The organism is Devosia sp. (assembly GCF_025809055.1).
Lineage (GTDB): Bacteria > Pseudomonadota > Alphaproteobacteria > Rhizobiales > Devosiaceae > Devosia.
Genome location: NZ_CP075529.1, coordinates 2,328,326 through 2,346,317 on the forward strand (window position 1 = coordinate 2,328,326; position 17,992 = coordinate 2,346,317).

Consider the following 17,992-nt stretch of genomic DNA (forward strand, 5'->3'; position numbering starts at 1 on the left):
GTTAGCGTCTCCGGGCCAGGCGCGGATCGAGAATGTCGCGCAGACTGTCGCCCAGAAGATTGAGGGCGAGAATGGTGAGCATGAGGGCGAGACCCGGGAACAGCACGATCCAGGGCGCCTGGGCGATATAGTTTCGCGCTTCCGTCAGCGCATTGCCCCAACTGAGTTCCTTGGGGCCGATTCCAACGCCGATGAAGCTGAGACCGGCTTCGCCCAGGACCGCGGCCGAAAAGATGAAGCTGGCTTGCACGAGGATCGGCGAGGAGACCGCCGGCAGAATGTAGCGCGTAAACATACGCATGGTCGGCACGCCGACAGCTCGCGCCGCTTCGATCATCTGCAACTCGCGCACCACCAGAACCTGCCCGCGAACGATGCGCAGCGAAGGCGCCACCAGGACGATGGAGAGCGAGGTGATGACCGTGGTCATGGATGGCCCCATGATTCCGGCGGCAGCCGTAGCCAGCACGATGCCCGGAAAGGCCATAAGCCCATCGACGAGACGCATCAACACCACATCGACCTGCCGGTAAAATCCGGATATCGCGCCCAGGATCACCGCGATCGACATGGAGATGAAGGTCACGACGAGCCCGACCAGAAGCGATGTGCGCCCGCCATGAAGCACCATATTGAACATGTCGCGGCCCAGATTATCGGTACCGAAGAAGTGCTCGGAACCTGGCGGAATGAACCGGTCGGCAGGGGCGACCCGCAATGGATTGCCCGGCGCCAGCAGTGGCGCCAGGATCGCACTGAGGGCAATCACCGAAAGAATGGCGAGGGACACCATCGCGGTGGGATTACCCAGGAGCCGCTGCCAGACCGACTTGTTGGTGGTGACGAAAACCTCTTCGTCACCACCGGTCAGGCGGTCGGGAGCTGTCGCCTGAATCATGGCCATGATCAGTTGGCCGGGGGCGGGGCGACATTATAGAAATCGCCGGCGCGAGAGGGGATGCGCGACGGGTTCCCGACGCCCTGGCGGATGCCGTACATGTTCGATTCCGTGCCGTACTTGATGAACGGGAACTGATCGTAGGCCAGCGCATGGATCTTCTCGAAGATGGCCTTGCGGGCGTCCGGGTCGATGGTCGTGGCAATATCCTGCATCAGCGCCAACTTTTCGGGATCTTCCCAGAAACCGGGATAGCTGGCGTTGAGATACGCAATCGAGGTTGGATCGACGTATGTCGGCAGGAAGCTCGAAAACGCATCCATCTGGGTAGCGTCGGCACGGGCCTGGATGTAATTGGCCATCGGCGATTCCACGATCTCGACATTGATGCCGAATTCTTCGAGCTGCTGGGCTGCGGTGATCGCGGTCAGGTAGTGCTTCTGGTACTGCTCGGACGCGACCAGCCAGCGGATCGGCTCGCCATTATAGTCCGAGGCCGCCAGATACTCCGCCACCTTGTCTGGATTGGGCGTTCCGAAACCCTCGGGAACTCCTGCCGTGGTGTACCAGAAGGAGTTCGGATCGGGGATCCAGCTCGGATCAAGCGTATAGAATTCCGGATTCCCGACCGATGCCAGCATGATCGGCTCCATCTCCAGCGCATAGTAGATGGCCCGGCGCAGATTGACGTCGGCGATAACCCCTTCCTTGGTGTTGAACACCACGGTCAGGGACTGGTTGTTGGGCACCACTACGGCCTCGGTGTTGGGGTCGTTCTGCAGCGCGTCGTAGAAATCGCTGGGCAGTTCGTTGGCGATGTCGATTTCGCCGGTGATCAGCGAGTCGCGACGGACCGAGGCTTCCGGCATCAGGCGGAAAATGATCTGGTCGGCATAGGCATGCTTCATGCCCGAAGCGCTCGAACTGGGTTCGCTGCGAGCGGCATAGTCGTCCCAGCGCGTCATGGTCACGCCCTGGTCCGGCTGGTACTCGGTGAGCGTATAGGGTCCGGTGCAGTCCAGGCCTCGGGTCGCTTCGGTCGGCGAGGCACCTTCAAGCGAAGCGCTCGACATGATCACCGCCTGCGTGCCGGCGAGCAGTCCCGGCACGATGGGGGAAGGCGAGGACATTTCAAACACGACCGTCTTGTCGTCCGGGGCGGAAATCGCGGCCACCGCGCCCTTGAAGGCGGCGCCGATACCGGCCGATTCACGGAACCGCTCCAGCGAAGCCACCACATCCGCCGCGGTCAATGCTGCACCCGAATGGAATTTGAGGCCATCGCGCAGGGTCACGGTCAGGGTCAGTCCGTCCTCGCTATAGGCGAAGTTGTCGGCCAGCATGGGTTGCGGCGTCCAGGCCTCGTCCAGCCCGAACAGGCCCTCGCAGACAACGCCGGCGGTGGCCCAGTTGACGCCGAACGTGGTGACCACCGGATCGGGCGACGGCGCCATTTGGGAAATGGCGATGCGCAGCGTTCCACCCCGCTGCAGGTCCTGCGCGAGGACCGGCTGCGCCGCCACCATCATGAGAGCCGCGCTGGACAACAGGGCCCCACGCAATACCTGTTTCTTTGTCATGTCTTCCTCCCTTTGCCCGTTAGCGGGCATTTTGCAGTGCGAGCGGCGGCAGCGCGCCGTCACCCATGTCGACGGGCACCTGAACATCCAGTCCAAGCACCAGATAGCTGAGACACTTGCCGTGGGTATCGACGCCCAGGCTCGAATTGACGCCGCCTTCCAGCGCGTCCTCGATGACGAAATTGAGCGCGGCCAGACCTGGCAGTTCGTAGCGGCGGACTTCGGTCACTCCGCGATGCGCGAACAGCGCCGCGACCCGTTCGGCCGTCACCTGCTCGACCAGCACCGGCCAGTGCCGGGAGTCGTAGGCGATGACGTTGACATTGAGCCGATTGCCCTTGTCGCCGGAACGCCCGTGGGCAATGGCATGCAACTTGGTCCGGCGCGGGGCGGCGGTCATGATTGTGTCCCCGCGAAATGGAAATCAGCTTCGACCAGGTGGCGCGGCACAAGGTGAGAGAGCGTACGCACGCGCGGGCGAACGCTCTGCCGCACACCGCCGCCACCGGCCGGGCCGCAGCAGTAGAGTGCATTGACCTCCTGCACCGCCCGCTCGACATCACGCTGCGATCCCGCGCCAAAGGCAAAACGCACGCGATAGTCGCCGGCATGACTGTCGGTCAGGTCGGCCAGCAGGTCGCCGTGGTCGGAGTCGAAGGCGCTGACCGTACCGATCACGTCGGCCCGATGCCGCACCGGCAATCCGCGCCGGATGATCCGATCATGTATCGTGGTGATGGCGAGCCGCGCACGCGCCAGCGCATTGGCACCGGCATAGGAGATTTCGGCCTCCCCCAGCCAGTCGCCATAATAGCTCACCGTTGCCTTGAGCGCTGGTGGAGCAGCATGCCCCTTCGCCCCCCGGACACGCACGCGATCCGGCCCCGCCTGTTCAAGACTGACCTGGGTAATGTCGAGCGTTACGTCCGGCGTGAGATAGGCGGCCGGGTCATGAATTTCGTAGAGCAGTTGTTCCTTGACGGTTCGCAGGTCGACAAGCCCGCCGGTTCCTGCGGCCTTGGTCAAGACGAAACTGCCATCGGCCTCGACCTCCGCGATCGGGAACCCGATATTGGCGATGTCGGGAACGTCCTTGTAGCCGGGATCGGCAAAAAAGCCCCCTGTGACCTGCGACCCACATTCGAGCAGGTGTCCGGCCAGAGTGCCGGCGGCAATGCGATCGAGATCGGCCCAGTCCCAGCCGAAATGGGCCACCAGCGGGCCGAGCACCAGCGCTGGATCGGCCACGCGCCCGGTGACCACGACCTGTGCGCCAGCCTTGATGGCGTCCGCAATGGGCCTGGCGCCGAGATAGGCATTGATGGCGATAATGTCCCCGTCCAGCTCCGGCAGCCGGCCGTCGCCATCCCACCGCTGGGTCGCGTTGAGATCGACACGTCCCAGCAGATCGTCACCGGTCACGATAGCGATGCGCAGCGGGCCCAGACCCAATCGGTCGGCAATGGCCTGTATCGCAGCAGCAGCTGCGGGTGGATTGGCCTGACCGAAATTTCCGACAACGGTGATCCCGGACGCGACGCATTGTGCGAGGATCGGCTCGATCAGGTCGTCCAGAAGCGGCTCATAACCCCTTGTGGAATCATGGCGCCGGGCAATCTGCCCAAGGGCCAATGTCCGTTCGCCGAGCGTCTCGAAGACCACGGCTCCGCCTTCTCCGGCGGCCGCGATGGCCGCCACCACCGATTGCGGTGCGTCGACGCGATCGCCTGAAAATCCAGCACCACTGCCAATGCGAAACACAACAATCCTCCCAGATCGCGATTATCATCGTTATCATTATCGATAATGTCAACGATGATTGTGTCTCTATGCGTTTTTCGCTATGGTCGATCCAACCACATCAATGGAGTCGACGCCCGCATGCGCGCCGCCAAGTCCTTGCAGGAACAATCAAAAAACTGGGACTCGGTTTACCGGGATTTGCAGCGCCAGATCATCGCCGGGCAGTTGCGACCCCGTGAGCGGCTCGTGGAAGACGAAATCATCGCCCGCACCGACGCCACCCGCCATGCCGTCCGCAAGGCCTTCGACGAGCTCGAACGCATGGGCCTGGTCATCCGGCAGCCCAACAAGGGCGTCCAGGTCCGTGATTATTCGATCAGCGAGATTGAAGAGCTCTACGAAATCCGCGACTGCCTGGAACGCCGTGCTGCATCGCGATTCTCCCAGCCCGCCGACAAGGCCCTGGTGGATCAGCTCACCGACATCGCCGCCCGCCACCGCGACGCTTCACGCGCCCAGCGTTACGCCGATGTTTTTTCGCTCAACAACAGTTTTCACGAGGTCCTCTATCGGGCCGCCGGTAACCAGCAGCTGGCCGATGCCATCCTGCAATATACCTTTGCGACCCATCCCATCCGGACCCGGGCTTTTCCCAGCGAGGAACTGCGCGAAATCGCAATCGCGGAACACTTCGAAATGATTGAGGCCATCGCGCGGGGCGAGGGGCGTCTGCTCGGCGACATCATCGGGCGCCATATCTCCGGGCCGAAGGATTTCTACCTGCGCGCTACCTATATCCAGGGCTCAATCTGACCCGGCCGGCTGCGACAGGAACCAGGCGACAAGCTCGGCCGCATTGGCCACCCCCGCCGATCGCGCCAGCCTCAGGCGATGGGCCTCGATGGTCCGCTGTGACAGATCAAGTTCTGCCGCAATGGCAGCATTGGTCTTGCCCTGCGCCACCAATGTCATGATCTGCCTCTGCCGCCCGGTCAGCCGGTACGTCGTGTCCGACACTGGCCGGCTCATCGGCTCAAAACAGTAGAGGGCCGCCGCGAAGGGATCGCTGGCATCGCGCGCCCGCCCGTTGACGCGGCACCAGAACCGCTTGCCCCCGGCCCCCGCCATGATGCGCTCATCGTGATAGACGGCCCCGCCCGGCAGGTGATGGCGCCACATGTCCCCGGTCCGCACAAAGTCGGCAATGGCCGGATAGAGCCGTGAAAAACTCGTGTCGACCACTTCCGCACGCTGGTAGCCGAACAGGGCGGCGAACTCGTCATTGCAATCACGGATGATGCGGTGCGTGGCAAAAACCATCGGCACCGGCATGTCCGCCAGGGTAAAGCCGGGCACTGTGCTCATGCCGTATAAATACGACTAACCAGCCAGACGCCGCAAGACTTAGCCTGATGGCAACGTCCGAAAATGGATGGGAGGAAATCATGCGGAAACTCCGCTCGACCGTCGCCGAGGCCCTTGAGGGCGTCCTGGCGGACGGCATGACCATCATGTCCGGAGGCTTTGGCCTGTGCGGCATTCCCGAGGCGCTGATCGAAGGCGTCGAGCGCTCGGGCGCCAGGGACCTCACGGTCATCTCCAACAATGCCGGTGTCGACGGCATCGGGCTCGGCCGCCTCCTGGCCACGCGCCAGATCCGCAAGATGATCTCGTCCTATGTGGGCGAAAACAAGCTCTTTGCCGAGCAATATCTCTCCGGTGATCTCGAACTCGAGTTCAACCCCCAGGGCACCCTGGCCGAGCGCATCCGCGCCGGTGGCGCGGGCATCCCGGCCTTCTTCACCAAGACCGGCGTTGGCACCATGATTGCCGAGGGCAAGGATGTCCGCAGCTTCAACGGCGAGGACTATGTCATGGAAACCGGCCTCGTCGCCGATGTCAGCCTGGTCCACGCCTTCAAGGGCGATGCCGAAGGCAACCTCGTCTATCGCATGACGGCACGCAACTTTAACCCGATGATGGCGACTGCCGGCCGCGTGACCATTGCCGAGGTCGAGCACCTTGTCCCCACCGGCACCCTCGATCCCGATCACATTCATACCCCCGGCATCTTTGTCGACAGGCTCGTCCATGTCCCTGCCCCGGCAAAGCATATCGAGCAACGTACCGTGCGTTCCCGTAGCGAGGAGATCGCCTGATGGCCTGGACCCGCGATCAGATGGCGGCCCGCGCCGCCCGTGAACTTGAGGATGGTTTCTACGTCAACCTGGGCATCGGCATTCCCACGCTGGTGGCCAATTACATTCCGTCCGGCATGGATGTGCGGCTGCAAAGCGAGAACGGCATGCTGGGCATGGGCCCCTTTCCCTTCGCGGGAGAGGAGGACGCCGACCTCATCAATGCTGGCAAGCAGACCATCACGGCCCTGCCCGAGACCAGCTTCTTCTCCAGCGCTGACAGTTTCGGCATGATCCGGGGCGGCCACATTGACCTGTCCATCCTCGGCGCCATGCAGGTGGCCGAGAATGGCGACTTGGCCAATTGGATGATCCCCGGAAAGATGGTCAAGGGCATGGGCGGGGCCATGGATCTGGTTGCCGGGGTCAAGCGCGTTGTGGTGGTCATGGAGCATGAAGCCAAGGGTCAGCCCAAATTGCTCAAGGCGTGCAACCTGCCCCTGACCGGCCAGCGCGTGGCCGATCTGGTCATCACCGATCTTGGTGTGTTCACCATTGCACGCCGCGGCGCGACAAATATGGAACTCATCGAACTCGCAGATGGCGTCAGCGTGGACGAAATAACTGCCAAGACCGAGGCGCATTTCACCGTCGCCCTTGGAAAGCACGCAGCATGAGCGACATCGTCATTGTCGGCGCCGCCCGCACCCCCATCGGCAGTTTCCTCGGCCCGCTCAGCGCGGTGCCAGCCCATGATCTTGGCGCCACGGCCATAACCGCCGCACTCACCCGCGCGGGCGTCGCGCCCGGTGACGTCAACGAGGTCATCCTCGGCCAGGTTCTGACGGCCGGCGCCGGCCAGAATCCCGCCCGCCAGGCCGCCATCAAGGCTGGCATTCCCGCCTCGGCCACGGCCTTCGGCATCAACCAGGTCTGTGGGTCCGGTCTGCGCGCCGTGGCCCTGGGCATGCAGCAGTTGCAAGGCGGCGACGCCGATATCGTGGTGGCGGGTGGCCAGGAATCCATGTCCCTGTCACCCCATTGCCAGGCCCTGCGCCTGGGCACCAAGATGGGCCCGGTCGGCCTGGTCGACACCATGGTCAATGATGGCCTCGTGGATGCCTTTGGCGGCTACCACATGGGCATTACGGCCGAAAACGTCGCCAAGAAGTTCGGTATTTCCCGCGACCAGCAGGATGCCTTTGCCCTGGCCAGTCAGCAAAAGGCGGCCAAGGCACAGGCGGACGGGCATTTCACCGCTGAGATCGCGCCGGTCAGCATCGAAACCCGCAAGGGTACGACCATTGTGGACGCAGACGATCACCTGCGCCCGGAAACCAGCGCGGAGGGCCTCGGCAAGCTCCGCCCCGCCTTCGACAAGGAGGGCTCGGTGACGGCGGGCAATGCCTCCGGCCTCAATGATGGCGCCGCGGCTCTGGTGCTGATGACCGAAGCCGAGGCTGTCCGACGCGGCCTCAATCCGCTGGCGCGCATTGCCGGCTGGGCCACGGCCGGCGTCGACCCATCGATCATGGGCACAGGTCCGATCCCGGCCTCGAAAAAGGCGCTGCTCAAGGCCGGCTGGTCGATCGCCGATCTCGACAGGATCGAGGCCAATGAGGCCTTTGCCGCCCAGGCCTGTGCCGTCAATGCCGGCATGGAATGGGACAGCGCCATCGTCAATGTCAATGGTGGCGCCATTGCCCTCGGTCACCCCATCGGTGCCTCGGGCGCCCGCATTCTGGTCACCCTGCTGCACGAACTGATCCGCTCTGGCGGCAAGCGCGGACTGGCCACCCTGTGCATCGGCGGCGGCATGGGCGTGGCACTCTGCATCGAGCGCGAATAGCCAGTATCGCGCCCCGCTAGAGTGCGGCCCCGGTTTGGGGATCGAAGAGGTGAACCCGCTCCGGCGCGATCTTGAGGCTCACCCGGTCCCCGGCCTTGAGCCCTGTGCGGTCGGACTGCACCAGCTGCACCGCGCCGTCGCGCGAGGTGAGGTAGGTCGCTGACCCCGTCGATTCCACCACGCCGATCTCGAGGTGGACGTCGCCAGCCGCATCAATGTCGAGATGCTCGGGCCGCAGGCCAACGACGATGTCGCGACCAGCCTCGAGCGTTCGGGACAGTTTCAACCGTCCCGCACCATCGGCCAGCACCACCTCCGCACCGTTCTCGGCCACGTGGCCAGCCATGAAATTCATGGCTGGCGAGCCGATAAACCCGGCCACGAAGCGATTGACTGGATGGTCGTAGAGGTCGAGCGGCCGGCCCTGCTGTTCGATGACCCCGTCTCGCATGACGACGACCCAATCGGCCATGGTCATGGCCTCGATCTGGTCATGGGTGACATAGACCGAGGTCGCGCCCAGCCGGTCGTGCAGCGCGCGGATCTCCTTGCGCATCTGCACGCGCAGGGCAGCGTCAAGGTTCGAGAGTGGTTCATCGAACAGGAATGCCTTGGGATTGCGGATGATTGCCCTGCCCATGGCCACGCGCTGCCGCTGCCCGCCGGAGAGTTGCCGCGGATAGCGCGACAAAAGATTTGCAAGGCCCGTCGTGGCGGCGACTTCGGCAGCCTTCTGGCGGGCCTCGGCCTTGCCGACACCGCGCAGCCGCAACGAGTAGGTCAGGTTCTCCTCCACCGTCATATGCGGATAAAGCGCGTATGACTGGAAGACCATGGCGATATCGCGGTGCCGCGGCGGCACGCCCGTCATGGTCTCGCCGGCAATCCGGAGCTCGCCCGACGTGATCGTTTCGAGCCCCGCAATCGATCGCAACAGGGTCGACTTGCCACATCCGGAGGGGCCGACCAGCGCCACGAAACTGCCCTTGTCGATCGTCAGAGACACATTCTTGAGCGCGTGGAAGGCGCCATAGTGCTTGTCGATGGCACTGAGTTCGATCTGCGGCTGTGCACTCATTTGAGGGCTCCCGAGGTAAGGCCGGAGACAATACGGCGTTGCAGGATGACGAAGGCGGCAAGGATCGGCGTCACATAGATGGCCGAATAGGCCATGATCGAACTCCAGTCGCTGGAATTGGGCCCCAGGAAACCTGAGAGGCCAACGCTGGCCGGCTGCAGACTGGGGCTCTGGATGATAGACTTGGAGTAGATGTACTCGCCAAAGGCGCTCATGAAGGTGAGGATGGCGCAGACGAGAATGCCGTTGCGGGCTAGCGGCAGGACAATGGAGAAGAAAGCTCCGACACGCGAATTGCCGTCCACCAGCGCCGCCTCTTCAAGTTCGCGCGGCACGCTCATGAAGGTCGCCCGGACCAGAACCACGAAAAACGGCATGGCCTTGGCCGCGGCGGCGAGCACCACCGCCGTGCGCGGATAGTTGAGCAGGCCCACCTGGTTGAAACCCACAAAGAGCGGCGTCACCATGACCGATGCCGGCAGAACCTGCAGCATCAGCACGCAGAACAGCCCCACATCAACCCAGACATTGCGGTAGCGCGCCAGCACATAGGCGCAGCCTGTGCCCAGCACCACGGTGATGGCAGTCACCCCGCTGGCGATGAGCACCGAGTTCCAGAGATAGACCGGCATGGTGCGGCGCGCCCAGACTTCGCCATAGACACCCGGATTGGGATCGCGCGGCCAGAAGGTGGGCGGGTTGGCGAACATTTCCGAGCCGCCCTTGAGGCTGGTGATATACATCCAGTAGAGCGGAAACAGGTAGATGGCGGCCAGGGCCAGCGCCACGGCCAGCAGAAACCACGGTGTATAGGTCCTGGTCATCCGCGCACCTCATGGCGCGTCGAGCGCACATAGACGACCGAGGCAAAAAGCACGAGCAGGAACATCATCACGGACACGGTCGCTCCCTTGGCGAAGTCGTAAAGTTGGAAGCTCAACTGCCAGGACCAGTAGCCGGCGACATTGGACGTGTTGGCCGGACCGCCTTCGGTCAGGGCAGGAAAGAGATCGAACTGCTGCAACGTTCCGATCAGGCCGAGCGAGAGCACGGCACCGATGGTCGAGCGCATCATCGGCAGGGTAATGGTCCAGAACCTCTGGAAGGCATTGGCGCCATCCAGTTCCGCTGCCTCGTAGAGGTCGCGGGGTATGGCGGCGAGGCCAACCGAAAGCAGCAGCATGTTGAAGGCCAGGCCCAGCCAGATATTGGCGATGATCACTGCCCAGATGGAAAAAGCGGGATCCGATTTCCAGAAGATATTGGCATCGATGATGCCAAGTGCCCTCAGGATCACATTGAGCACGCCGAAATCGCCGGCCAGGATCCAGCTCCAGATGGCCCCGACCACCAGGCCCGGCATGACCCAGGACACCAGAAACAGCCCGCGAATGGTGGCCGACCCTGGAAATTTCTGGGCGAAGAACAGGGCAAGCGCGAAACCGAGCACAAACTGCCCGGCCATCGATCCGAAGACGAAGATCAGCGTATTGCGCGTCACCAGCCAGAATTCGGGCTGCTGTACCACGGCGACATAGTTGTCAAAGCCGGCGAACGGGCGAATGAGCGAGCCGAGGGTGAACATATCCACCTGCTGAAAGCTCATCAGCACATTGTAGATCAGCGGGGCTCCGGCCAGGGCCATCAGAAAGACCAGGGCAGCGCCGACCAGCAGGATGTCAAATCCCACTCCGTCGCGCAGGGAACTGAGGGCCTTGAGCATCTGTGCCTCCATGCCTCATGTTGTAAAATGCCGGCCAGACACATGTCCGGCCGGCCAGGCGCTGGGAGGCGTTAGTTGACGATGCCGTCGATCGTGGCCTGAGCCTGGTTGAGGGCATCCATGGAGGACATCTGGCCGGTCAGGGCCTGTTGCATGGCATCGTAGATAGCCTTCGAAATCTTCTGCCATTCCGGATGCGGTCCGCGCGGCTGGGCGAACTGCAACTGCTCCTGGAACACCTTGAGGGCCGCGTCCTTCTTCTCGATGCCGGTCTCCGGCAGTTCGATATCGCCACGCGCCGGCAGATTGCCGAATTCAGGGAAGATACGATTGTCCTGGCTGGCGAAGAATTCGAGCAGGCGGAAGGCCTCGTCCGGGTGCTGCGTTGTGGACATGATGCCCCAGTCGAACCCACCCAGGGCCGACGAACGCTCGCCGCCTTCGGTGACTGTCGGCAGCAGCGCCACGCCCCAATCGAACTGGGCATCTTCGACCATGCGGTCGACTTCCCAGGGACCGGAAATGGCCATGGCGGCATTACCCGAGTTGAAGGTGCCGGTGGAGTCCCACTGGCCCAGGCTCAGCACGTCCTTGGAGGCCCAGCCATTGTCGATCATCTGCTTCCACAGGTCGAGCACATGGGCAGCGCCCTCGGTATTGACCTTGTCATAGCCCCCGCCCGACATCTGGATGATCGGCAGGAACTGGAACGTGCCCTCTTCGCCGGCACGCGCCGAGAAGGTCGCGCCATAAACGCCGGCGGCCGGATCGGTCAGCTTTTCGGCATATTCGACGACTTCATCCCAGGTCTTGGGCGGCTCGCTCAGACCCGCCTTGGCGAACAGGTCCTTGTTGTAGAAGATGCCGATCGTGTCGGTATATTTGGGCAGGCCGAAGATCTTGCCGTCCCAGGTCACCGAGTTCATCGGGCCCTCGAAATAGTCGGCCTGGCTCAGCACTTCTGAATTGGCGACGCGCTCGGTGATGTCGAGCATGGCACCGCGCGAGGAGAACAGGGCGAAGTCCGGATTGTCGAAGGACACGATATCGGGCGCATTGCCGGTCGCGAAGGCGCGCAGTGTTTCGTTGACCAGTTCGTCGAACGGCACGGCGCGGTATTCGACGACGATATCGTCATTGGCCTCGTCAAACTCCTTCGAATAGGTGTCGGCAATACCCGGGCGGTCATTGCCGTCGATCGACCAGACCTTGAGCGTCACCTGCGCATAGGCAGGTCCGGCCGCGACCAAAGCGCCCGCCGCCAGACCGGCGAATAGACCAAGTTTAAAAATCTGCATTATATCCTCCCTTGCGGCCCTCGGGCCGTTTGCGTGCCGCTCGGGTTCCTCTTCCCTTGCGGCTCTCCTCGCTGTCGTGGGCGGTGCAACGCCCGCGACAGCATCTCACTCTCCATGTGGTCCGGTTCCCCTCAGAACCTGGAACCACACGAACTGGTCATCTGTGGCGCAGGACCGCCACCGGGTGCGCCTCGCAGGCCCGACCCTCAGCCGGCGAGCGCCACATGGTCGCCGCCGCGCGCTGCCTTGAGATGGTTGAGCGCGTGAATTTGTCCGGTCATTTCCAGATCATCGCGATAGACCGGGTCGTGCCAGCCCTCGATATCGATCGAGCCGCTCCACCCAGCCAGCCGCAGTTCCGAAATGATGTCGGTCCAGTTGCTGTCGCCAAAGCCGGGCGTGCGCATGAACACGAATTTTTCCTTGCCGAAGATTCCGTGTTCGCGGATCACGTCCCAGCGGATGGTGGCGTCCTTGCCGTGGACGTGGAAGAACTTGTGCGCCCATTTGCGGATCTGCGGCAGCGGATCGATCAGATAGACCATCTGGTGGCAGGGCTCCCACTCGAGCCCGATATTGTCGTCCGGCGTCTCGTTGAACATCAGCTCCCACGCATCGGGATTGTGGGCGATGTTCCAGTCGCCGCTCTGCCAATTGCCATCCATGGCGCAGTTTTCAAAGGCAATCCTGACGCCCTTGTCGGCGGCGCGCTTGGCCAGTTCCGACCAGACTTGTCTATACCGCGGCAGGCTGTCGGTGAGCGGCTTGTTGCGGACGCGACCGGTAAAGCCCGCCACGCAGGTGGCGCCGAAATGATGGGCATTGTCGATGCAGTCCTTCCAGCCCTGCAGGGTCTGGCGGTCCATCTCCTGGTCTTCGAGCGGATTGCCGAACATGCCGATGGTCGAGATGGTGATGTCGCGATCCCCGATCGCGTCCTTGCAGCGCTTGCCCAGTTCGGCCAGGTCCTGGCCATTGGTCGTCTGCCAGAAGAATGGCTCGAAGCTCTCGAAACCGAGGCCCGCTATCTCGGCGATGCGCTCGGCCGCCTTGCCGGCGCTGGCGCTCACCATAGTGCCGATACGAATGGATTTTGCGGGGTCGCTCACGGGTTAACCTCAGGCTGAAATGGTGACGCGCTGGCCGGTCTTGGCGCTTTGGATGGCGGCAAAGACCATGGCCAGGCTTTTGATGTTGTCATTGCTCGCCGTCTCCGGCGGACGGCCGTTCTCGATGGCGGAGAGGAAATCGACGATGACGCTGGCATGGCCATGCGTCTGGTCAGGGTCGGTGGGTGCGGGAACATCGATATCGGCCAGATCGCGGAGGAAACCGGTCTCGCCATTGACCACGCGGGCCTGAAACTGCGCATCGCCGTCCCAGAGCAGCGTGCCCTTCGTGCCGATGATGCGCCAGGCGCTTTCCCAGCTCGTATTGGCCCCCTCGGCGGCCCAGGAACCGCGATAGTTGAAGACCACGTCGTCCTCGAACTCGAATATGGCATTGGCGGCGGCGCCGTGCCGGTACCAGGACCCTTTGGGATTGGTTTCAAGGCAGTACACGGCCCTTGGCGCCTTGCCGGCCATGAAACGGGCAGCGTCCAGGGTGTGGATGGCCATGTCGAGCAGGAGGACATTGTCCATGTCCTCACGAAAGCCACCGAAATGGGCGCCGATGAAGAAGTCGCAATTGAGACTGGTGATGTCGCCGAGCGCGCCGCTTTCGATCAGCCGGCGGATGCGGCGCACGCCGGAAATGAAGCGCCGGTTCTGGACGACGGCATGGACGCGCCCTGCGGCAGCGGCCTTGGCGACCAGGGCCCTGCCCTGTTCGATGGAAGTCGCCATGGGTTTTTCGCTCAAGACGTGACAGCCGTGGCGCAGCCCGGTCTCGACCACATTGCCGCGCGCGCCGGGCACCACCACGTCAAACAGCAGGTCGGGCTTTGTTTGTGCGAGAACCGAATCGAGATCGGAGCCAGTCAGGGCCTCTGTGAGGCCAAACTCGCCGGCACGCGCCTCGGCCATTGCCGGGTCGAGATCGACGAGCCCGACGATCCGGATGCGGCCAGCCAGTAGCGGATGCTCCGCAATGGTCGATAGCCAACCCTTGGACATGCCGCCGCAACCAGCCAGCACCGCCGTGTAAACCACGAGAGACCTCCCTCTGGACATTGCCGTGCCCTTGCCCTCTTCTGCGGCAATCGGTCAGCACGTCCCGTAAACGTTTACGACGTTAGCTTTGACAGGATTTCTCTGTCAATAGATTTCCGTAAACGTTTTTGGCGATGTTGGAGTTGTGAGCATGAGAGGGCGCATTTGATGACGGGAATCAGGCAGTTGGCGCAGCATCTCAACCTGTCCATCGGCACGGTTTCGCGCGCGCTCAACGGCAAGCCGGATGTCAACGATGAGACGCGCCGTCGGGTGCTCGACGCTGCCGCGGCCATTGGCTACGTGCCCAATCAGGCCGGCCGGTCCCTGCGCCAGGGCAATACCAATGCCATCGGGTTCATGATCGAATTGGGCGCCGATATCAACGGCAACAGTGACACCTTCTTCATGGGGGTCTTCGACGGCGTTCAATCCGTACTGGCCCGGCATCATCTCGATCTGGTGGCGCTGCCCTGCCCCACGGACGAGAACCCATCGGCCTATCTGCAGCGCATGATCGGGCGGCGGCTGGTCGACGGCCTCATCATCTCGGCCACGCATCGCAAGGATCCGCGCATCGACCTCTTGATGGGCGCCCGCATTCCCTTCGTTGCCCTTGGCCGCTCGGAAACCCCGGGCGATTATCCGTGGCTCGATCTTGATTTCGACGGCGTCGCCCGGCGCGCCATCGACCGCCTGGTGGCCGCCGGCCACAGCCGCATCGCCGCCGCCGTACCCAGTAACGATATCAATCTGGGCTTCGTCTTTCTCGATGGCTACAAGGCCGCGCTCAAGCGCCACGGCCTGCCCTTCGATCCGGGCCTGGTCATGCGCGTTCCGTCATCGGAACTGGGCGGCTATCAGCTAGGCCATGACATCCTGGCCATGGAGAATCGACCGTCGGCCATCGTGCTTCACTATGAGCTGCTGGCCCTCGGCCTATACCGGCAATTGGCCGAAGCCGGCCTCCAGCCCGGCCGCGACCTCGCCATCATCGGCTTCCGGGACAATCCGGTGTCCCGCTACATGTCGCCGCGACTGACCTGTTTCCGCTTGTCCCTGCGCGATCTCGGCATATCCCTGGCCGAGGCCCTGCTGGCCAACATGCCGGGCTATGCCGATCAATATCCCCTCGGCGTGGTGCGCCGCGTGGTACCCATGGACCTGGTCGACGGGCGGAGCGATGTGCCGCCCGCATGACCGGGTTGTCTCCAACCCCTGCTACCCCGCCGCTTCAGTTGCGGCGATTGCCGTCATGTTGACGATGCCGCGCGAGGTCACAGTGGGCGCCAGGATATGGGCGGGCTTGGCCGTGCCCATCAGGATCGGCCCGATATGCAGCCCATTATTGAGTTCCTTGAGCAGGGTCATCGAGAGATTCGCCGCTTCCAGATTGGGGAATATAAGAAGGTTCGCTTCGCCCTTCAGCACCGAATCTGGGATATAGCGTTCGCGCAGGCTTTCATTGACGGCCAGGTCGCCCTGCATCTCGCCCTCGACCACCAGGTCCGGCGCTTCGGCCTTGAGCCGCTCATAAACTGCCCGCATCTTCTGGCTGGTATCGCCATCGCGTGAGCCGAAGTTCGAATAGGAGAGCAGGGCCGCTCTGGCCTCGATATTGAAGCGCTTGAGATGGTCTCGCGCCTGCAGCGCGATGGAGACCAGTTCGTCCTCGGTCGGATCGATATTGGCATAGGTATCGGCGAGGAAAAACACGCCGCGATTGAGGATCAGCATGGAGAGCGCCGAGAGCTGCTGCGCGCCCGGCGCCACCCCGATCACCGAGTGAATGTCGCGGGCATGCTTGATGAAGCGGCCCTGGAGGCCGCAGATCAGCGCATCAGCCTCGCCGCGCCGCACCGCCAGCGCCCCGATGACCGTGGTATTGGTGCGCACGATGGTGCGGGCCGTGTCGGGGGTCACGCCCTTGCGGCCGACCAGGGCATGGAAATCGGCGACATAGTCGCGATAGCGCGGATCGTCCTCGGGGTTGATGACCTCGAAATCAGCGCCCGGACGGATGGTGAGGCCAAACCGCTCGAGCCGGGTCTCGATCACTGAAGGCCGCCCGATCAGGATGGGCTTGCCGATACCATCCTCAAGAATCACCTGGGCTGCGCGCAACACCCGCTCGTCCTCGCCATCGGCAAAGGCAATGCGCTTGCCCGAAGCCTGAGCCCGCTCGATCATCGGCTTCATCACCATGCCGGAGCGGAAGACGAAGCGCCGCAACTGGTCACGGTACGCGTCAAAATCGGCAATCGGGCGGGTCGCGACACCACTCTCCATCGCCGCCTTGGCGACAGCCGGCGCGATGCGCAGGATCAGCCGCTGATCGAACGGGTTGGGGATGAGATAGTCGGGCCCGAAAATGGCCGGCACCCCATGCGCCGTGGCTTCGAGGCCCGGCTCATGCGCCAGTTTGGCGATGGCATGGGCCGCGGCCGCCTTCATGTCTTCATTGATGATGGTGGCGCCGCAATCGAGCGCCCCGCGGAACAGGAAGGGGAAGCAGAGGACATTGTTGACCTGGTTGGGATAGTCGGACCGACCGGTGCAGACCAAAGCATCGGGGCGCGCTTCTTTCGCCAGTTCCGGCATGATCTCGGGGATGGGATTGGAGAGCGCCAGGATCAGCGGATTGGGCGCCATCTCCGTCATCATCTCCGGCTTGAGCGCTCCGGCCTTGGACAAACCGACATAGATGTCGGCCCCCGCCATCACCTCGGCCAGTTCGGTCTTGTCGGTGTCCTGGGCAAAGGCGCCGCGCCAGCGGTCCACGCTATTGTCCCGGCTTTTGGTCACGAGGCCCTTGCTGTCGGCGATCCAGATATTCTCGCGTTTCGCGCCCACCGCGATCAGCATGTTCATGCAGGCAATCGCCGCCGCGCCCGCGCCGGAGGTGACGATCTTGGCCTTGCCGATGTCTTTCTTCACCAGCCGCATGGCATTGATCACCGCAGCGGCCACGATGATGGCGGTGCCGTGCTGGTCGTCGTGAAAGACCGGGATATTCATCCGCTCGCGCAGCGCTTCCTCGATCTCGAAGCATTCGGGCGCCTTGATGTCCTCGAGATTGATGCCCCCAAAACTCGGCTCGAGTGGCGCAACGATGTCGATGAAGCGCTTGGGGTCCTGCTCGTTGACCTCGAGATCGATTGAGTCGATGCCGGCAAACTTCTTGAACAGCACCGCCTTGCCTTCCATCACCGGCTTGCTTGCCAGCGCTCCGATATTGCCCAGGCCCAGCACCGCCGTGCCATTGGAGATCACCGCCACCAGATTGCCCTTGGAAGTGTACCTATAGGCATCGAGCGGATTGGCCGCGATTTCCTCGCACGGAATGGCCACGCCGGGGGAGTAGGCCAGCGACAGGTCGCGCGTATTGGCCAGCGCCTTGGTCGGCGTGATTTCCAGCTTTCCCGGACGGGGAAACTCGTGGAAATGCAGTGCGGCCTCGCGCAGGCTGGCGGACTTGTCCTCGGTCATGGCTCTCTCCCTGATATCGACATGCAGCCGGGTCACCCGGCGC

17 protein-coding genes are annotated in these 17,992 nt (G+C 63.1%); 5 read left to right on the forward strand and 12 right to left on the reverse strand.

Going from position 1 to position 17,992, the window contains the following annotated elements:
• Position 1 precedes the first annotated feature (1 nt).
• Genes KIT02_RS11420 through KIT02_RS11435 form a run of 4 tightly spaced genes read right to left on the reverse strand, consistent with a single transcriptional unit; the run spans position 2 to position 4,239 of the window.
• Positions 2-904, reverse strand: a complete 903-nt coding sequence (locus tag KIT02_RS11420) for an ABC transporter permease (RefSeq protein ID WP_297577799.1) — start codon at positions 902-904, stop codon at positions 2-4.
• A gap of 2 nt (positions 905-906) precedes the next feature.
• Complete coding sequence (locus tag KIT02_RS11425; protein WP_297577800.1) at positions 907-2,478, reverse strand: ABC transporter substrate-binding protein; 1,572 nt, start codon at positions 2,476-2,478, stop codon at positions 907-909.
• 19 nt (positions 2,479-2,497) lie between these two features.
• On the reverse strand, positions 2,498-2,878 hold the full coding sequence (locus tag KIT02_RS11430; protein WP_297577801.1) for a hypothetical protein: 381 nt from the start codon (positions 2,876-2,878) through the stop codon (positions 2,498-2,500).
• Complete coding sequence (locus KIT02_RS11435; protein WP_297577802.1) at positions 2,875-4,239, reverse strand: acyclic terpene utilization AtuA family protein; 1,365 nt, start codon at positions 4,237-4,239, stop codon at positions 2,875-2,877. Before KIT02_RS11435 ends, KIT02_RS11430 begins: the two co-directional genes overlap by 4 nt.
• A 120-nt stretch (positions 4,240-4,359) precedes the next feature.
• Between KIT02_RS11435 and KIT02_RS11440 the strand changes: the two genes are divergently transcribed.
• Entirely contained in the window at positions 4,360-5,034 is a 675-nt protein-coding gene (locus tag KIT02_RS11440; RefSeq protein ID WP_297577803.1) for a GntR family transcriptional regulator, read from the forward strand.
• Here KIT02_RS11440 and KIT02_RS11445 read toward each other — a convergent pair.
• Complete coding sequence (locus tag KIT02_RS11445) at positions 5,026-5,586, reverse strand: PAS and helix-turn-helix domain-containing protein (protein WP_297577804.1); 561 nt, start codon at positions 5,584-5,586, stop codon at positions 5,026-5,028. The two genes, KIT02_RS11440 and KIT02_RS11445, sit on opposite strands and share 9 nt — an antisense overlap.
• Before the next feature lie 80 nt (positions 5,587-5,666).
• On the opposite strand from KIT02_RS11445, the gene KIT02_RS11450 reads away from it, so the two are divergent.
• The 3 genes from KIT02_RS11450 to KIT02_RS11460 are packed head-to-tail and all read left to right on the forward strand — an operon-like array spanning position 5,667 to position 8,208.
• Entirely contained in the window at positions 5,667-6,380 is a 714-nt protein-coding gene (locus tag KIT02_RS11450; protein WP_297577805.1) for a CoA transferase subunit A, read from the forward strand.
• Entirely contained in the window at positions 6,380-7,036 is a 657-nt protein-coding gene (locus tag KIT02_RS11455) for a 3-oxoacid CoA-transferase subunit B (RefSeq protein WP_297577806.1), read from the forward strand. Before KIT02_RS11450 ends, KIT02_RS11455 begins: the two co-directional genes overlap by 1 nt.
• A complete protein-coding gene (locus KIT02_RS11460; protein WP_297577807.1) occupies positions 7,033-8,208 on the forward strand; it encodes an acetyl-CoA C-acetyltransferase in 1,176 nt (391 codons plus the stop codon). The genes KIT02_RS11455 and KIT02_RS11460 overlap by 4 nt, the downstream gene beginning before the upstream one ends.
• A gap of 16 nt (positions 8,209-8,224) precedes the next feature.
• Here KIT02_RS11460 and KIT02_RS11465 read toward each other — a convergent pair whose 3' ends face one another.
• The 6 genes from KIT02_RS11465 to KIT02_RS11490 form a co-directional block, all read right to left on the reverse strand.
• A complete protein-coding gene (locus KIT02_RS11465; RefSeq protein ID WP_297577808.1) occupies positions 8,225-9,286 on the reverse strand; it encodes an ABC transporter ATP-binding protein in 1,062 nt (353 codons plus the stop codon).
• Positions 9,283-10,110, reverse strand: a complete 828-nt coding sequence (locus KIT02_RS11470) for a carbohydrate ABC transporter permease (protein ID WP_297577809.1) — start codon at positions 10,108-10,110, stop codon at positions 9,283-9,285. Before KIT02_RS11470 ends, KIT02_RS11465 begins: the two co-directional genes overlap by 4 nt.
• Positions 10,107-11,009 carry a sugar ABC transporter permease gene (locus KIT02_RS11475; RefSeq protein ID WP_297577810.1) on the reverse strand — a complete coding sequence of 301 codons (903 nt, stop codon included), beginning with the start codon at positions 11,007-11,009 and terminating at the stop codon, positions 10,107-10,109. The genes KIT02_RS11470 and KIT02_RS11475 overlap by 4 nt, the downstream gene beginning before the upstream one ends.
• Positions 11,010-11,080: 71 nt before the next feature.
• On the reverse strand, positions 11,081-12,307 hold the full coding sequence (locus tag KIT02_RS11480) for a sugar ABC transporter substrate-binding protein (RefSeq protein WP_297577811.1): 1,227 nt from the start codon (positions 12,305-12,307) through the stop codon (positions 11,081-11,083).
• Between the two features lie 206 nt (positions 12,308-12,513).
• Positions 12,514-13,416, reverse strand: coding sequence for a sugar phosphate isomerase/epimerase (locus KIT02_RS11485; protein ID WP_297577812.1), 903 nt, complete (start codon positions 13,414-13,416; stop codon positions 12,514-12,516).
• A gap of 9 nt (positions 13,417-13,425) precedes the next feature.
• Positions 13,426-14,460 (reverse strand): Gfo/Idh/MocA family oxidoreductase, encoded by a 1,035-nt coding sequence (locus tag KIT02_RS11490; RefSeq protein WP_297577813.1) that lies wholly within the window; start codon positions 14,458-14,460, stop codon positions 13,426-13,428.
• A gap of 168 nt (positions 14,461-14,628) precedes the next feature.
• On the opposite strand from KIT02_RS11490, the gene KIT02_RS11495 reads away from it, so the two are divergent.
• Positions 14,629-15,660, forward strand: coding sequence for a LacI family DNA-binding transcriptional regulator (locus tag KIT02_RS11495; RefSeq protein WP_297577814.1), 1,032 nt, complete (start codon positions 14,629-14,631; stop codon positions 15,658-15,660).
• 21 nt (positions 15,661-15,681) lie between these two features.
• Here the strand turns inward: KIT02_RS11495 and KIT02_RS11500 are convergent, their stop codons facing one another.
• Positions 15,682-17,949 (reverse strand): NADP-dependent malic enzyme, encoded by a 2,268-nt coding sequence (locus KIT02_RS11500; protein ID WP_297577815.1) that lies wholly within the window; start codon positions 17,947-17,949, stop codon positions 15,682-15,684.
• Positions 17,950-17,992 lie beyond the last annotated feature (43 nt).

Bases quoted from the DNA above. Each gene is read 5' to 3' on its own strand.
- KIT02_RS11420 (WP_297577799.1), bottom strand. From the start codon at position 904: ATGGCCATGATTCAGGCGACAGCTCCCGACCGCCTGACCGGTGGTGAC.
- KIT02_RS11475 (WP_297577810.1), bottom strand. From the start codon at position 11,009: ATGCTCAAGGCCCTCAGTTCCCTGCGCGACGGAGTGGGATTTGACATC.
- KIT02_RS11480 (WP_297577811.1), bottom strand. From the start codon at position 12,307: ATGCAGATTTTTAAACTTGGTCTATTCGCCGGTCTGGCGGCGGGCGCT.
- KIT02_RS11460 (WP_297577807.1), top strand. From the start codon at position 7,033: ATGAGCGACATCGTCATTGTCGGCGCCGCCCGCACCCCCATCGGCAGT.
- KIT02_RS11470 (WP_297577809.1), bottom strand. From the start codon at position 10,110: ATGACCAGGACCTATACACCGTGGTTTCTGCTGGCCGTGGCGCTGGCC.
- KIT02_RS11445 (WP_297577804.1), bottom strand. From the start codon at position 5,586: ATGAGCACAGTGCCCGGCTTTACCCTGGCGGACATGCCGGTGCCGATG.
- KIT02_RS11450 (WP_297577805.1), top strand. From the start codon at position 5,667: ATGCGGAAACTCCGCTCGACCGTCGCCGAGGCCCTTGAGGGCGTCCTG.
- KIT02_RS11425 (WP_297577800.1), bottom strand. From the start codon at position 2,478: ATGACAAAGAAACAGGTATTGCGTGGGGCCCTGTTGTCCAGCGCGGCT.
- KIT02_RS11455 (WP_297577806.1), top strand. From the start codon at position 6,380: ATGGCCTGGACCCGCGATCAGATGGCGGCCCGCGCCGCCCGTGAACTT.
- KIT02_RS11465 (WP_297577808.1), bottom strand. From the start codon at position 9,286: ATGAGTGCACAGCCGCAGATCGAACTCAGTGCCATCGACAAGCACTAT.
- KIT02_RS11500 (WP_297577815.1), bottom strand. From the start codon at position 17,949: ATGACCGAGGACAAGTCCGCCAGCCTGCGCGAGGCCGCACTGCATTTC.
- KIT02_RS11495 (WP_297577814.1), top strand. From the start codon at position 14,629: ATGACGGGAATCAGGCAGTTGGCGCAGCATCTCAACCTGTCCATCGGC.
- KIT02_RS11440 (WP_297577803.1), top strand. From the start codon at position 4,360: ATGCGCGCCGCCAAGTCCTTGCAGGAACAATCAAAAAACTGGGACTCG.
- KIT02_RS11430 (WP_297577801.1), bottom strand. From the start codon at position 2,878: ATGACCGCCGCCCCGCGCCGGACCAAGTTGCATGCCATTGCCCACGGG.